The organism is Klebsiella sp. K4, from assembly GCF_014596785.2.
Lineage (GTDB): Bacteria > Pseudomonadota > Gammaproteobacteria > Enterobacterales > Enterobacteriaceae > Klebsiella > Klebsiella pneumoniae.
Window position 1 is genome coordinate 1451835 of sequence record NZ_CP115021.1, and the last position, 14639, is coordinate 1466473.

Annotated in this window: 13 protein-coding genes, 1 tRNA gene and 1 pseudogene; 14 read left to right on the forward strand and 1 reads right to left on the reverse strand. The window is 51.5% G+C overall.

What is annotated here, in order from left to right; genetic code table 11:
- The first annotated feature begins 174 nt into the window (after positions 1-174).
- From tssA to IB144_RS07270, 12 genes and pseudogenes are all read left to right on the forward strand, one after another.
- Positions 175-1782 (forward strand): type VI secretion system protein TssA, encoded by a 1608-nt coding sequence (gene tssA / locus IB144_RS07215; protein WP_032418597.1) that lies wholly within the window; start codon positions 175-177, stop codon positions 1780-1782.
- A 33-nt stretch (positions 1783-1815) separates the two neighbouring features.
- On the forward strand, positions 1816-3585 hold the full coding sequence (tssF, locus tag IB144_RS07220; RefSeq protein ID WP_040216981.1) for a type VI secretion system baseplate subunit TssF: 1770 nt from the start codon (positions 1816-1818) through the stop codon (positions 3583-3585).
- The gene (gene tssG / locus IB144_RS07225; protein WP_032418601.1) at positions 3549-4631 is read left to right on the forward strand and encodes a type VI secretion system baseplate subunit TssG; all 1083 of its coding nucleotides are present in this window, start codon (positions 3549-3551) and stop codon (positions 4629-4631) included. Before tssF ends, tssG begins: the two co-directional genes overlap by 37 nt.
- 33 nt (positions 4632-4664) lie before the next feature.
- Complete coding sequence (tssJ, locus tag IB144_RS07230) at positions 4665-5189, forward strand: type VI secretion system lipoprotein TssJ (protein WP_032418602.1); 525 nt, start codon at positions 4665-4667, stop codon at positions 5187-5189.
- 4 nt (positions 5190-5193) lie between these two features.
- Complete coding sequence (gene vgrG, locus IB144_RS07235; RefSeq protein WP_077256195.1) at positions 5194-7515, forward strand: type VI secretion system Vgr family protein; 2322 nt, start codon at positions 5194-5196, stop codon at positions 7513-7515.
- The gene (locus tag IB144_RS07240; protein WP_046653600.1) at positions 7512-8015 is read left to right on the forward strand and encodes a DUF4123 domain-containing protein; all 504 of its coding nucleotides are present in this window, start codon (positions 7512-7514) and stop codon (positions 8013-8015) included. The genes vgrG and IB144_RS07240 overlap by 4 nt, the downstream gene beginning before the upstream one ends.
- Complete coding sequence (locus tag IB144_RS07245) at positions 8009-8353, forward strand: hypothetical protein (protein ID WP_032418603.1); 345 nt, start codon at positions 8009-8011, stop codon at positions 8351-8353. The genes IB144_RS07240 and IB144_RS07245 overlap by 7 nt, the downstream gene beginning before the upstream one ends.
- Positions 8353-9123: a Tox-REase-5 domain-containing protein gene (locus tag IB144_RS07250; protein WP_032418605.1), complete on the forward strand. Its 771-nt coding sequence runs from the start codon at positions 8353-8355 to the stop codon at positions 9121-9123. Before IB144_RS07245 ends, IB144_RS07250 begins: the two co-directional genes overlap by 1 nt.
- Before the next feature lie 247 nt (positions 9124-9370).
- Positions 9371-9847 carry an Imm52 family immunity protein gene (locus tag IB144_RS07255; protein ID WP_053067621.1) on the forward strand — a complete coding sequence of 159 codons (477 nt, stop codon included), beginning with the start codon at positions 9371-9373 and terminating at the stop codon, positions 9845-9847.
- Positions 9848-9910: 63 nt separating this feature from the next.
- Positions 9911-10232, forward strand: a pseudogene (locus tag IB144_RS07260) (phage baseplate assembly protein V); the annotation flags it as partial.
- 114 nt (positions 10233-10346) lie between these two features.
- Positions 10347-10745 carry a hypothetical protein gene (locus tag IB144_RS07265; RefSeq protein ID WP_071844618.1) on the forward strand — a complete coding sequence of 133 codons (399 nt, stop codon included), beginning with the start codon at positions 10347-10349 and terminating at the stop codon, positions 10743-10745.
- A gap of 72 nt (positions 10746-10817) precedes the next feature.
- On the forward strand, positions 10818-12041 hold the full coding sequence (locus IB144_RS07270; RefSeq protein ID WP_032418607.1) for a GIY-YIG nuclease family protein: 1224 nt from the start codon (positions 10818-10820) through the stop codon (positions 12039-12041).
- Between the two features lie 224 nt (positions 12042-12265).
- Here IB144_RS07270 and IB144_RS07275 read toward each other — a convergent pair.
- Positions 12266-12340: transfer RNA gene (locus IB144_RS07275), tRNA-Arg, on the reverse strand.
- Positions 12341-12535: 195 nt separating this feature from the next.
- On the opposite strand from IB144_RS07275, the gene IB144_RS07280 reads away from it, so the two are divergent.
- The gene (locus tag IB144_RS07280) at positions 12536-13720 is read left to right on the forward strand and encodes a site-specific integrase (protein WP_040186293.1); all 1185 of its coding nucleotides are present in this window, start codon (positions 12536-12538) and stop codon (positions 13718-13720) included.
- Positions 13721-13785: 65 nt separating this feature from the next.
- The gene (locus tag IB144_RS07285) at positions 13786-14592 is read left to right on the forward strand and encodes a hypothetical protein (protein ID WP_122543416.1); all 807 of its coding nucleotides are present in this window, start codon (positions 13786-13788) and stop codon (positions 14590-14592) included.
- Positions 14593-14639: the final 47 nt, after the last annotated feature.

Here is a 14639-nt window from a genome sequence, read left to right on the forward strand (position 1 = left end):
CCCCCATGTCAGAAAAGCCCACTGGCAAAGCGACTGGAAGGGCAAACCTACTCAGGGGGAGGAGAAAAGTATGCTGCTGAAATGGAAGCCACCGCAAATCGTCAATGGTAAGGACGACGATTCTCTGGAAGCGACCATGAGGTTTATGAAAGAGACTAACAAACGGGAAAAAGAATGAGTTCACCGGAAGATCTGTTAACCGCCTGCGCCACCAGCCAGGAAGAAAGGCAGCGCCTCACCTCCCGGGCAAATGATGCCCTGTCGCTCTGGGATAACTGGCTGCATCCGTTCACCTCCGGGCCTGAAACCGGGGACGATCCCGCATACGATGATAATTTTCAGCTGATGCGTGAAGAGATCAATAAGCTTTCAGGTACCGATTCAGCGTTGTTGTGCCAACTGGCCCAAAAGTGTCTTTGCGAATGCGCCAAAGACATTCGTGTCGTGACCTGGTACGTGCAGGCCCGACTCAGCCGCGACGGTGAAAAAGGGTTGTCCGAGGGCTTACTGCTTCTTGTCGCGATGCTGACCCGCTACGGGCAGGCCTGTCATCCCCGGCGCCCCGCCGCCCGGAAAGCTGCGCTGGAGTGGTTGAACAGTGCAAAAGTGATTGATGCACTGCTGTTATGGCCCGAGGTGGACAGTAATGATGCCGGTCTGACGGCTGGCGCTATAAGCCTGCTTGCATCCACAGTGGCAGACTGGCCGGAAGCCGAGAAACCGTCTTTTGCAGGCCTTTGTACCGCTCTTGAAAACCGCCTGGCACGTTCGGGTGGCATGGAAGTGCTGGTCCCCCAGAACAGCAGTGCTCAGGAGCAGGGGCATGAACCAGCCCATTCGGATTCACCGCAACTGTCAGCCGTGAAATCTGGCCGCGATTTACTCGACAAGGCAAAGTTACTTTCCCGCTGGCTGAGCGAACAATCTCAGGGTTGGCTGGCTTCTCACCGGCTGATTAAGACCGTGCGGTGGGATACAGTCGATCAGATCCCCCCTCTCGACAGTAGCGGCCGCACCCGCCTGGTACCGCCGAAACCCGAGTATCGCGCTCAACTTAAGCGGCTCTATATTCAGAAAAACTGGACCGAACTGGTTGAGCAGGCCAGCCAGATGTATTGCGAAGGGGTCAACCATTTCTGGCTCGATCTTCAGTGGTATCTCTGGCAGGGGCTCAGCCATGCCGGTCAGCCCTGGGATACCTGGACAGACTCCGTCCTGTTCGATCTGCGGCTGCTGCTTAAACGCCTCCCGGGCCTTGAAGGGCTGGCATGGAATGACGGTACCCCCTTTGCTGACGAAGTCACCACCGCCTGGATTGCGGAAAAAGTGAATGAAGAAGGCCTGATATACGACAATGAACTCGCTACCGTCGTTAATGGTCAGGCTGATGATGTGCTGCTCCTTGAGTCGGAAGCCATGGAAAAGGGCGACACGGATGGTCCCGAAGCGGCGCTTACCTGGCTCCAGTCCCGACCGGGGATAGACACACCACGCCATCGCTGGCTGATACGCCTGCTAATGGCCCGGGTGGCAGAGCAATATGGACGAAACGATATGGCGCTTCATCTGCTTGGCGAACTAACTACCTGTGCGCCACAGCTGACGCTGGGAGACTGGGAACCCGATCTGTTGTTTGAAGTCCAGGCCCGTCGACTGAACCTGTTACGTATGAAAGCTGGTCGCAGCGAATCTGATAAAGCCCGTTTGATGCCTGAGATGGAGTCCTTACTTGCCGGACTTATTGCCATTGACCCGGCCCGTGCCATGGTGCTCTGTGGCTAATGTTCTCTTTAATAATTTCCAGGAATGCCGTTCATGGATGATTTAACCCTGCGCTATTACGAAGCAGAGATGCGCTACCTGCGTGAAGCCGGTAAAGAGTTTGCCCGGGCTCATCCGGATCGTGCAGCGATGCTTAATCTGGATAAACCCGGCGCCCGCGATCCTTATGTGGAACGCCTGTTCGAAGGCTTTGCCTTCCTGATGGGCCGTTTGCGTGAAAAGCTGGATGATGATCTGCCGGAACTGACCGAAGGGCTGGTGAGTCTGCTGTGGCCGCACTATATGCGGACTATCCCGTCGCTGGCCATCGTCGAGTTCTCGCCTGACTGGCGTAGTCTGCGTCAGGCCGAAATGCTGGCTGAAGGCTTTTCCGTTCTGTCACGTCCTGTCGGGCCGCATAAAACCGCCTGTCAGTACCGGACGACCCGCGATGTGCCGCTACAACCGCTGCACCTTGCGGACGCCAGCCTGCACACGGAAACCGATGGCCGCTCTGCTATCCGCCTGCGCTTCGAATGCCCTGAAAAAGTGGACTGGCGTAAAGCCGGGATCGACAAGGTCGCCATATTCCTTAACGCAGAGAGTCCTGTCAGTTCAGCGCTGCATCTGGCAATGACCCGGCGTGTACATGCCATATATGCGCGTCATGCCGGGACGCATACTGAACGTCATCAGTTTGATGGCTGGTGCAAACCCATGGGCTTTGACGACAATGACGGCCTGTGGAAGAAAGCCGATACCGCCTTCAGTGGTTACCAGCTGCTGCTGGAGTATTTCAGCTTCCGTCCGAAGTTTATGTTTGTTGAGCTGCGCGGTCTCGACACCATCGGGCTCACTGCGGCCAGCACCTGGTTTGAAATCGACATTGTGCTCAGTGAAGCATGGTCATCCGATCTGCCTTTTGAGACAGAAAACTTCCGGCTGCACTGTGCGCCGGTCATCAATCTCTTTACCCTGGAAGCCGACCCGCTGACGCTTAACCCGCTGGAAAACGAATACCTGCTCAGGCCGCTGCGTCTTCAGGATGGACACACCGAGATTTATAGCGTCGATAACATCCATGGCGCGGTGAAGAATGGCAAACACCCCTATGTGCCATTCACCAGCTTCCGCCACCGGGGCGGTATGATGCGCCACGATGCCCCTGAGCGTTATTTCCATACCCGCGTGAAACGCGGTCCCTCTGGCCTGTATGACACCTGGTTAATTCTCGGGGGACGCTCGTTCGAACTGGAGCAGTTGTCCGATAAACCGGAGTCTCTCTCGATGCGAATAACCGGGACCAACGGTCAGCTTCCGCGTAAGGCACTGGAAAGTACCCTGCTGGACAGGGTGGTCAAAACCGGCAAGGTGCCCGTCAGAGTACTGAACGTCACAGCACCGACGATGCCACTATATCCCCCGGCAAACGATCGTTTTCACTGGCGGGTGATGAGCCACCTTGGTTCAAACTTTCTGAGCATGATGGACAATCCGGAGGTACTGCGGGGCACGCTGGCGCTGTATGACTGGACCGACGATGAAATGAACCGCCGTCGGCTTGAAGCAATCGTCGCTGTGAAGCACACCCTGATCCGCCGTTTTGAGAAGGGTTTTATGCTCCGGGGCGTGGACATTGAGGTCACGCTGAATATGGACAATTTTGCAGGCGAGGGTGATGTAAACCTCTTTGGGGAGATGCTGCATCGGTTCTTCGCGCTCTATGCCGATATTCACCTCTTTAACCAGCTCACGCTGGTACTGCAACCGACAGGGAAACGACTGAGATGGCGCGAGAATCACAGCCAGCACGTACCGGGCTGACGCTGGCCCTTAACAAAGATATCTGGCGGGCCAATTTTTATCGTTTCTGCCAGTTGCTGGAACAGGAAAATCCGGACGCGCCGAAACTGGGCACCACCAGCCATCCGGGCGATGATCCGGTACGATTCAGACCCTGGCCTGGTATGGGTTTCCCGGTCAGTACCCTGAAAGCAGTGGAGACTGACGAAGACCATCCGACATTACCCCCAACGGTTCGCACGACATTTCTAGGGGTGTATGGCGTGGACTCGCCTCTGCCGACGTCCTGGCTGGACGATATTGCGCAGCGCCGCGAAGGACACGAGGCGGTTACCTCATTCCTGGACATTTTCAGCCACCGGATCACCACTCAGTATTACCGGATCTGGCGAAAATACGCGTATCCGGCGACCTTCGAGGCCGGTGGCCGTGATGCCACATCACAGTGTCTGCTGGGACTGGTGGGACTCGGTATACCAGGCACAGCGGAACGGGTGGCAACGCCGGTTTCCCGTTTTCTGGCCCTGCTGGGCACCATGCGATTACCCACCCGTAATGCCGAAGGTATCCGGGCCCTGGTGAGCCTGTTGGCACCGAATACCCGGGCAATTATCACCGAACCCGATCCGGTTAAGGTCCATATTGATAACCGCAGTGGGCTGGGGGCCAAAAACCGCATCCGTCTTTCGCAGCGGGCCACGCTGGGTAAAACGGCCAGGGAAGCATGCAGTCGGGTACTGGTGACGCTGGAAACGGAAGATCCGGGCGAAGCGGAAGGCTGGTTACCCGGTGCTGTCCTCCATACCGATTTGCTGGTCCTGCTGCGCGTCTATCTTGGCTACCGCAGTGACGCCCGACTGCGCCTCACGGTACCCGTGCGGTTATTGCCTGAGCCTCGCGTTGGCAAAGGCAGGCGTATTCAGCTGGGCCGAACCGGTTTGCTGGGGCTGAAAGCAGGAAAACTCAGCAATAACAGGGAGAGTCTGACCGTCAGCCTGGGCTGCTATGAAGGGTTGCAATGCTCTGTTTTACCTCCTGCTGAAGACGGGCATTACCGCTTCGACTAATCACGTATTCCCTCTCAATAAAGGAACTTTTGAATGGCAACAGTAACCCGCCGGAGGGCGCTGACGCTTATTGCCTGCGGTCTACTCGCAGGCTGCGGCCTGACGCAGACCGTCACGGACGGTACGGTCAGCATCACGAAATCCATCTTCTACAAAAAAATTAAAACGCTGCATCTGGATTTTACCCCGCGCACGGCCATTAACGCCGATGGCGCACAGACGCCGCTGGCGACAATGGTGCGGGTTTATCAACTCCGGGATCGTAAAGCGGTTGATGCCGCCGATTACCAGACACTGCTGCGCAAGGCCGATACGGTACTTAAAGACGACGTACTGGCATCAAAAGAGCTGCTGGTGATGCCCAATGGCAGCGTGACGCTCAATATGCCCATGGATGAAGACGCTCAGTTCGTGGCGGTGGTGGGGCTGTTTAACCGGCCGGATCAGAAGGACAACCGCTGGCGTCTGGTACTGACCCGTGACGACCTCGACCCGGACAACCCCCGCACAATTGAACTGGGTGATGGCTGGCTTGGCCTTGTGCCGGTGAAGGAGTGATGTGATGGATAGCTGGCTGGCGCTTTTTGACGGACAGACCCGATATTTTCTGGATATCAATGACAGTTCAGTGAAGCCGGATATTCTGCGCTTTCGTGGCAGGGAAGCCCTGAGCGAGCCCTTCCGGTGGGACATTGAGTTTACCTCCCTGCAGGCGAACATTCTCCCGGAACAGGTGCTGATGAAATATGCCTCTTTCCGGATGCGGAGCGGCAAAAGTGTTCACGGCATGGTGACCCGCCTGGAATGGCTGTCCACCTCTCAGGACCAGTCTCACTACCGGCTCACGCTCAGTTCCCGCCTGGCGCTGCTGGGATACACCCGGCAGTGCGCGGTATATCAGAACCAGTCCGTGCCGGAGGTGGTGGAGCAGGTGCTGCGCAAACATGGCCTGCAAGGACCTGATTTTGACTTCCGGCTGGAGCGCACCTACCCGCCGCGTGAAATTATCACCCAGTGGCGGGAAACGGATTTGCAGTTTATCCGGCGCATTCTGTCTGAGGTGGGGATTTACTGGCGTACGGAGATGGATGACACCCGTGAGCTGGATACGTACATTTTTGCCGACAGCCAGCTGAACTACCGGTTTGATGTGCGTCTGCCCTACAGCGAACCATCGGGTCTGTTTGACGGCGCAGCAGAGTCGGTCTGGGATGTGCGGACCTGGCACAACATCGCCACCGGCACTGTCACCACGCGGGATTACAACTACCGGACAGCCTCCACGCCGATGGATGCGACGGTCAGCGTGCGTAACGATGCGGTCACCAGCGGGGAGCATTACCGTTACGCGGCACCGTATCGTGACGCAGGTGATGACGCCAGCCCGGAGCCGGAAACGGAATCCGGGGCGTTCTATGCGCACATCCATCACGAGCGGGAGCTGAATAAATCAGCCCGTATTCATCTGTTCAGCAACGCTGCTCATCTCACACCCGGACAGGTGCTGGAGCCGCAGGGCGATGTCATTGCAGCCCTGAAAGAAGGCGTCGTCCTCACCCTGGTGACCTACCGGGGGGCCCGTGATTCCCGTCTGCATGTGTCAGTCTGGGGCCAGCCTTATACCGAACGTTACTGCTTCCGTCCGGTAGAGATCCCTCGCCCGGTCATCCCGGGTACGCTTCCGGCCCGGATCGAAAGTCGCGAAAAAAATGATACCTACGCACACCTGGACGGGCAGGGGCGCTACCGGGTGAAGCTGGACTTCGACCGGGAGGGGACGGAGCCGGGTTACGGCTACCTGTGGCTGCGGATGGCGAAGCCGTATGCCGGTGAAACACTCGGCTGGCATACGCCGCTGATTGATGGAACCGAGGTGGCGATAGCGTACAGCAATGGCGATATTGACCTGCCGTATATCGCGTATGCGCTGCACGACTCGGAGCACCCTGACCCCGTAAACCGGGACAATCACACCCGGAACATTCTCAGAACTCCCGCGAACAACAAGCTGCGGATGGAAGACAGGCGTGGTGAGGAACACATCAAGCTCGCCACGGAATACGGCAGGACGCAGCTCAACAGCGGACATCTGGTGGACAGCCGGGGGCAACGTCGCGGTCAGGGGGCCGAACTGCGCACCGACGAGTGGGGAGCCCTGAGGGCCGGGAAGGGACTGTTTGTCAGTGCGGATGCGCAGGCAAAGGCGCAGGGTGAGGCGCTGGACAGGGACGCCGCGCTGAAGGAAATCGACAGGCTTAACCAGCAACTGCAGCAGCTGAAAATGGCGGCAGAGCAGGCGCAGGCGCTGAAGGTGGATGTGGACAGCCAGATAGAGATGTTTGAGCAGAGGCTGAAACCGCTCAATGAAGTCGTGCTGTTCTCGGCCCCGGAAGGCATGGCTCTCACCAGCGGGGAGCGTCTGCAAATGACGGCCACGAAGAATGTCGCCATTAATGCCGGGGGCGATATCAGTGCCGGTGTCATGGGTAACATGACCGCACTGGCCGGGGAGAAGCTTGGGCTCTTTGCCCGGACCGGCCAGCTGAGTCTGAAATCCGGAGAAGGGCCAGTGGAGGTGCAGGCGCAGAATGCCAGCCTGCGGCTGTTTGCAGAGAAGAAACTGACGCTGAGCTCAGCGAGTGATATTTCGTTTGCCGGGAAGAAGCGTATCACGCTGATTGGTGGCGGGAGCTATCTGCGACTTGAGGCCGGGAGGGTCGAGTATGGCACGACGGCGACGTATATACGGAAGGTGAAAAGGACGATGGCAGCTGCCGCTGCATCAATACCGGTTAAGGCTACAACGGGTGGCGGTATCTGCCTGAGCTGCCTGATGAAAGCGACGATGAATGGCGATACTTTTGTTGTAAGAGGTGAATCATGAGCAGTGACAGCTTTAGTCTTGCGGCTCAACACCTGATTTACTCAACAAAAGTGACATTGTATGCCCTGGTGGACGGTCTGCAATATGAGCGGTATTTCGGTGAGGGCCTGTCCGCTCCACAACCCGCCGCCATGCCTCTGTTCGATACCTGGCCGGATTCCCGCATCGCTTTTGCTGGCCCCTGGATAATTCAGATGAGCTGTGCGATGGATATCAGTGAAAAGCTGTGTCATCTGGAAACTGCGCTGCCCTCTGTTTCCTGGATATTGTCGTCTTCTGCACTCACGGAACAGGTGGTTCATCTGAAGAACAATATGAATGTTGGGCTGCCGGATGGTCGGGCTGCTTTGCTGCGTTTCCAGGATCCACGCGTTCAGGTTCGTCTGGCAACGATGCTGAACGACCTGCAACACCAGAAGCTGACAGGTTTAATGCAGGAATGGTTGACAATAGTGGACGGGAAAGTCTGGTCATTTAAACAAAGGGAATTCATATGCTGAAGCTGTCTGAAGAGCAGTGTGCCGGTGTGGACAAAATGGAAGGTGATGATTTTGTTCGCGATACCGCGCAAAGACTGAAGAGGAAATTTCCGGGGATTAACGAACCGGACGACACGTTCCATGTTCGCCTGAGAAAGGCACTGGATTATGCCAATACCCTTCCGCTGAAAGAAAAGAATGTGAAGCGAGATTTTTTGTTTCTGGAGGCATTTTGGCCCGGTTTTTATTTGAAGCCCGAAGTGGATAAATGGCTGAGAACACCGAATAGTTATTCAGTTGATCAGCGGGTTGAAGATTATATGCATGTGATGATAAACCGGGAAAGGAGGGGACTCTGATGGTTATGTTTCCACCAGTAGTTACCGGGGGAATGGGGGGCGCGGCTACCGGAAGCGTCGGTGTGGCAGGTGGCTCAACCGGAACAGCAACATTTCCCGGAGCAGGAAGCACCCATGGCGGCTGGGAAGAAGAGGATATGTCTTATCCTGGCTCAGGTAGTGGGTCGCGTCAGGGGACCGGAGGGTTTGACTATCAGGGAAAACCTTATGATCCGATGCTGAATGACCCCATGGCGGTCAGTGCGGAGACGCACGGTGATTTCTGGGAAGATGATATAGATTACTCCGAAACGGTCAGTTACGAAGGTGTAGACACGAAAGCGGGGGCACAGGCGAAGACGGATGAAAAGACCTGTGATAACTGCCCGCCTGAGGGCAAGGTGATGCCGATGGTGAGACGCTGTTCGCGCTGGAGTGCGGTAACGATTAGCTACCAGACGAGAATATGTGGGACGTACTATAATCCAGAAACTAAACAGATACAGGAATTTAAGTATTGTGGTGTATCGTTTGATGGCTGGAAAGATAAGCTTTGTCAGTTCTGGGAGGCGAAGGCGAGATATGATCAGTTTTTCAGGGCTGATGGTACAAAAAAAGAGTGGTGGCGAGGGGATAACAGTGCAATTAATCAAGCCGGGCGTCATCAAGCTGTTGCGACAGTTAATCAACCTTTAAAAGTAGTTTGGATTTTTATGCAGCCAATGAGTTGCTACTATTTTTCAAAAATCTTCATAAGATTTAAAGATATTGTTGTCAGATGGGAGCCTTGATTATGGATACACGTTTTATAGTAAACTTTGATTATCGTACCAAAAATGATGACATTCAGTTTTCACAAATAATTGAACACTTTGCATTTATCATAGCGCAACTTAATAAGTTATTTCAGGTGGAAAAGAATTGGTATGAAACGGGTTATTCCAGAAAGCAAGCTCTAAATCAGATAGCTTTTCAGAATGGAGGTATCACAGATAACACTCGTTTGAAATGGGAGCGCCGATATAAAAAAATATGCCGATGTTTGTAGATAGCGTTTGGGATGCCAATGATGATGAGCACAGCTGTGGCATCTCTTATAGAAAAATGTTTTACGAACAAAAAAATAGGGTTTCCGTGGAGTTAAGTTTAGTTGTAAATAATGATGAAAATTCATTGCTCCGATTTATAACGCTCTTATCACATTTGGCTTTATTTTTTGATTGTTCACATATAAGCATCGATTCAAATGGATACAATCTGTTCGGGCGAAACGTATTCCCTGACAGACTGGCTGTAGGTTGGATGTTATACATCCCCCACATAGTCTTAACTGAATTAATTCCAGAAGCAGCCAGAGTTGTGCCGGTAATGGATGGCGACAATCAAAAAGGCACCATTATTGTGTCTACTGAGGAAATATTCGATGGAAACAATAAAGAACACATAGGTAAAGCTAACGACATTGAAATTAAGCTTCTGGATCTTGGCTTATTGCCACTTATGACCGAGCTTTAATTTTGGCAGTCAAGAAGTCGGGATTTACTGGCGCACGATGATGGACGACGTGCGCGGTCTGGGGAGAAAAATGATATCTACGCTCACCTTGACGGGCAGGGGCGCTACCGGGTGAAGCCGGACTTCGACCGGGAGGGGACGGAACCCGGTTACGGCTACCTGTGGCTGCGGATGGCGAAGCCGTATGCCGGTGAAACACTCGGCTGGCATACGCCGCTGATTGATGGAACCGAGGTGGCGATAGCGTACAGCAATAGTAATATTGACCTGCCGTACATCGCGTATGCGCTGCACGACTCTCCGGCGTAATGGACATCCTGACCCTGTTAACTGGAATAACCATACTCGTAATGTCCTGCGTACGCCGGTCATCAATAAGCTGAAAACGTAAGGAGTGATAATTTATCTGCCAGTTAATCATTGCGTATTCTCTGGCGAAACAGTTAATACCTGACAGGTAACAGAACCCTAAATAACAACATACAACACGGATATGGAAATGAAAAAATTAATTCTTCTCTTGCTTTCAGGCATATTGTTGACCACTCAGGCTGACGCTGCTCGCGGAAGAAAGCCCTGCTCCGGTTCAAAAGGTGGGATAGCGCATTGTACATCCGATGGCCGGTTTGTCTGTAATGACGGAAGCCTAAGTCAATCAAAGCGATTTTGCTCTGGATATGGTGATTCCGTAACTCGCGAGCGGGTTAAACCTTCCATCCCTACCCGTAAAACGCAAACCAAAAAGACGACAACAGCGAAAAAGCAAGAGCCACAACGCGTTTATGAAAACGATGAGCTGGTTAAAACACCACCCCGACAGCCCACGTGTGCGCCTCTTTATATGGCCAGTAAGCCTGGCTTCACCCATTTACCAATTTGTTCCGGGAATCAGTATTAACAGGGAACGGAACATCATTTTTTCTGTTATTTCGGGTAAATCATCAAGATTAAAATAGAAAAGGAAGTAAATATGGCACGAAGAAATAAAGATGATAATGTTGCAATTCTCATTTTGATCATTATAGGAGCGATGGCCTGGGGGATTTATGTTGCGGTAAAGGCGTTAATCAATCTTAATGAGCGATTCATTGAATCCGTATCGAATCCGGCCGGAGTCATCGGTCTGTTCTTTGGTTTGCTGATAGCTGTTGCGCTGATAATCCGGGTTTTCATTTATCGCGGCTTTAGAAAAAAAGCCACTGACCTGGCAAAAAAGGAGCAAGCCTTTGACGAAACCGTCAGTAGCGAAGTGGCTTGCAAGCTGTATCAGGAAAAGCAACAGCTTGCCGTTCAGTGGACAGAATTTCACAATGCCAGAAATAAAGCCTCCCGTGCACTGCAGCGTATTGTGGATTCTGCGTATAAATTCAAAGTCAAAACACTACTTTCCGGCACCACGGTAAATAACTGGCAAAGCAAATACGACCAGCTCAGGAAGGAGAGAGACGCTTACGCGGCCATTAGCGAGAAAATCACCTTTCTGGAACTTGAAGATAACGCCGACTGGGAAGCTGTAAAGCAGCAGTTTCTGGATAAGGTCGCCCTGCTGGAAAAAGCGCAGGAAGAAAAAGAGTATCAGGCTGAGCTTAAGCGTCAGATTAGGGAAGAAAAACAGCGTCAGGATGAACTGGAACAGCAGCAGCGCGAAGCGGAAGAAGAGGAGCAACGCCTTGCTGAGCAGCAGCGTTTACTGGAGGAAGCTCTTCTCGCCGCTGAAGGCACACACCGGGAAGAGCTGGAAAGACAGCGTCTGGAGCTGGAGCAGAAAATCCAAGACGTACATCAGCAGTATGAACGCGCCAAATCCATGGCCCAGCTCACCAGGCAAGGATATGTGTATATCATTTCGAATATCGGCTCCTTCGGTGAAAATGTCTTCAAAATTGGTATGACCCGACGGCTGGAGCCTATGGAACGAGTAAAAGAACTAAGTGGGGCGGCGGTACCTTTTGATTTTGACGTCCATGCTATGATTTCCTGCGACGATGCCCCCGCACTGGAAAAAACGCTGCATGATCACCTGGAAAATTATCGCATTAATAAAATTAATCTGCGCAAGGAGTTTTTTCGGGTTGAGCTTCGTCGGATTATTGATGAGGTCGAGCGCCATCATGGTCAGGTTGAATATATTGCCGACCCGGTCGCGTTGCAATATCTGCAGAGTTTGGAATATGCAGAAAGCGAAGCTGCATAAAATGGTAGGCCGGGTAGCCACAACGGGTGTAGAAGCACCTTTGACTGAGCCGGTATTAGTGATGAAATCATTTCCCCTCGCTACCTGGCGGGGGAGCAAAATAAAAGTCATGGAAAAACTGCATGACCGGCCTGATAAAGTGGCTAAGAAGGCGATACAAAAGGGAGATTGGAGATTTATATTGTCTGCAATGGCTGCCGAGAGAAGATTATTGCGGCTGCGCATGGTGTCCCCTGCAGGAATCGAACCTGCAACTAGCCCTTAGGAGGGGCTCGTTATATCCATTTAACTAAGGGGACATAGAACTTACTGATTTTTAAGCGTTCAGCTTGTGTTGCATGTTATCCTATCATTCCACGTATCATCAAGCATTTCATTCCTTTTATTTCCTTTCCGTTCACATCAATTCGCTTAGAAAATCACTTCGTTCACTTGCCATTGCGTACACATTGAGTACAGAATGCAAAATTTCACTGTGTACAGGATACAGAGCCGTGGCCCTTAGTGATACCAAACTCCGTAGCATCAATGCTAAGCCATACAGCGGCGCAGCTGAGGTCACAGATGGTGACGGGCTGAGTGTACGCATAACGCCCACAGGCACGATCACATTCCAGTTTCGTTATCGCTGGAACGGTAAGCCCGTTCGCCTCTCCATTGGCCGCTATCCCGCTATGTCTCTCAAGGAGGCGCGCGTAGTCGTCGGTGAGATGCGCGAATTGTACCTCAAGGGGCTAAACCCGAAAAATTATTTTGCCAAAGAAGATGGCGAGCTGACTCTCAAAGAGTGCCTGGATCAGTGGTGGGGTAAGTATGTTGAAACGCTGAAGCCGAACACTCAGACGCTGTACAAGTCAGTTGTGTACAACACGATGTACACAGAATTCCCGGACGCTCCGGTAGTAAACATTCCTGTTTCGGCATGGGTGCGTTTCTTTGATAAGCAGGAAAAGAAGAACAGCAAAAAGGCCAGGGTACTTCTTCTGCAGCTACGTTCCGTCATGAACTGGTGTATCAGTCGCCAGTTGATCCCATCGTGCGAAGTCCTGAAGCTAAGTGTCAAGACCATTGGAAAAAAACCTGATGTGGGTAGTCGTGTTCTCACGTATACCGAGTTGGCTAAAATCTGGCTGGCGCTGGAGAACAACAAGATCGTTACCTCCAACAAGGTGCTTCATCAGCTGCTTTTGCTTTGGGGAGCCAGGCTATCAGAGCTGCGCCTTGCTACTGCCAGTGAGTTCAATATGGATGATCTTATCTGGACGACTCCAGCAGAACATTCAAAGATGGGTAACGTTATCCGTCGCCCGGTGTTTGACCAGGTGAAACCTTTTGTTGAAAGGCTCCTCAATGCTGGAAATGATGTTCTGTTTCCCGGCCAGGAACTGGACAAGGCAATAGATAGATCGTCAGCTAATCTCTACATGAAGAAGTTAAGGGATAAAATTGATATACCGGAATGGCGAACCCACGACTTCAGGCGCTCGCTGGTAACGAATTTGTCAGGCGAGGGGGTTATGCCCCATGTGACCGAAAAGATGCTGGGGCATGAGTTGGGAGGGGTGATGGCGGTGTATAACAAACACGATTGGCTGGATGAGCAAAAGGATGCCTATGAACTCTATGCTGATAAAATTTTCTGGTATGTTAAGAAAATACTAGATGGAAATAATGTGTGACTATTCCACAACTTTAAAATTAGTATTTGAGGAAATCTTAATAATTAAATATGGATAGGGTAAATATGAACGAAAGATATTTCTTATACTTAGATATCCTGGGCTTTACCGATTTAGTGAGGCAGGGTAGTAATAAAATTGATGATCTTTATGAAGTCATAGCCAGCTTGAATGCTCACAGTCATGATGCATTTAAAGTAATTGTCTTTTCAGATACAGTGGTTGTCTATAATGTTGATGGTGGGCATACTCCGGCCGACTCTCAATATCTTATTATGTTTCTTTGTGAGTTTGTAAAAGACTTGATGCATCGCTTAACGGGGAGAGGTGTTTATTTTCGAGCTGTTATAACACATGGTGATTTTACACATTACGAAATCAATGGAGTACCTTGTTTTTATGGAAACGCTTTAATCGATGCTTACAACTCGGAGAAGGAGTTAAAAGCTATTGGATTGTTCATTGATAAAAAAATAGCCAAGCACTGTAATATATTCAAATTTGAAGAGTATAATGATAATTACAATTTTGTTTATGTTACCCAATCTCTATATGACCTGGAGTCATGGCGGCTGCCTATTAAATCTGAATACATAGAGATGACTGATTCAAAATGGTTTATTTATCCAGAGTTAACGCATGTTAATAATATGTACCTTGGTTCTGTGAATAATAGCTATCCAGACTCAGTAAGAAAAAAGTATGCAGCATCATGGGATATGTATCGAAAACATTATCCGAAATTAACGACCTATTTATTACTGTCAGGTAATAATGTTACTGCTATATCACCTGACGTTGAGTGGGATGAGGTTGTAGATAGACACCCAGAGAGTTGTAAATATGCAATTGAAAAAATAGTAAAATATTAGCACTCTTAATTTAATATGCCTGACTGTGTTCTAGTAAGTGCCACAGT

Excerpts from the sequence above, each read along its gene's own strand:
- tssA (WP_032418597.1), top strand. The coding sequence starts at position 175 with ATGAGTTCACCGGAAGATCTGTTAACCGCCTGCGCCACCAGCCAGGAA.
- tssF (WP_040216981.1), top strand. The coding sequence starts at position 1,816 with ATGGATGATTTAACCCTGCGCTATTACGAAGCAGAGATGCGCTACCTG.
- tssG (WP_032418601.1), top strand. The coding sequence starts at position 3,549 with ATGGCGCGAGAATCACAGCCAGCACGTACCGGGCTGACGCTGGCCCTT.
- tssJ (WP_032418602.1), top strand. The coding sequence starts at position 4,665 with ATGGCAACAGTAACCCGCCGGAGGGCGCTGACGCTTATTGCCTGCGGT.
- vgrG (WP_077256195.1), top strand. The coding sequence starts at position 5,194 with ATGGATAGCTGGCTGGCGCTTTTTGACGGACAGACCCGATATTTTCTG.
- IB144_RS07240 (WP_046653600.1), top strand. The coding sequence starts at position 7,512 with ATGAGCAGTGACAGCTTTAGTCTTGCGGCTCAACACCTGATTTACTCA.
- IB144_RS07245 (WP_032418603.1), top strand. The coding sequence starts at position 8,009 with ATGCTGAAGCTGTCTGAAGAGCAGTGTGCCGGTGTGGACAAAATGGAA.
- IB144_RS07250 (WP_032418605.1), top strand. The coding sequence starts at position 8,353 with ATGGTTATGTTTCCACCAGTAGTTACCGGGGGAATGGGGGGCGCGGCT.
- IB144_RS07255 (WP_053067621.1), top strand. The coding sequence starts at position 9,371 with ATGTTTGTAGATAGCGTTTGGGATGCCAATGATGATGAGCACAGCTGT.
- IB144_RS07265 (WP_071844618.1), top strand. The coding sequence starts at position 10,347 with ATGAAAAAATTAATTCTTCTCTTGCTTTCAGGCATATTGTTGACCACT.
- IB144_RS07270 (WP_032418607.1), top strand. The coding sequence starts at position 10,818 with ATGGCACGAAGAAATAAAGATGATAATGTTGCAATTCTCATTTTGATC.
- IB144_RS07285 (WP_122543416.1), top strand. The coding sequence starts at position 13,786 with ATGAACGAAAGATATTTCTTATACTTAGATATCCTGGGCTTTACCGAT.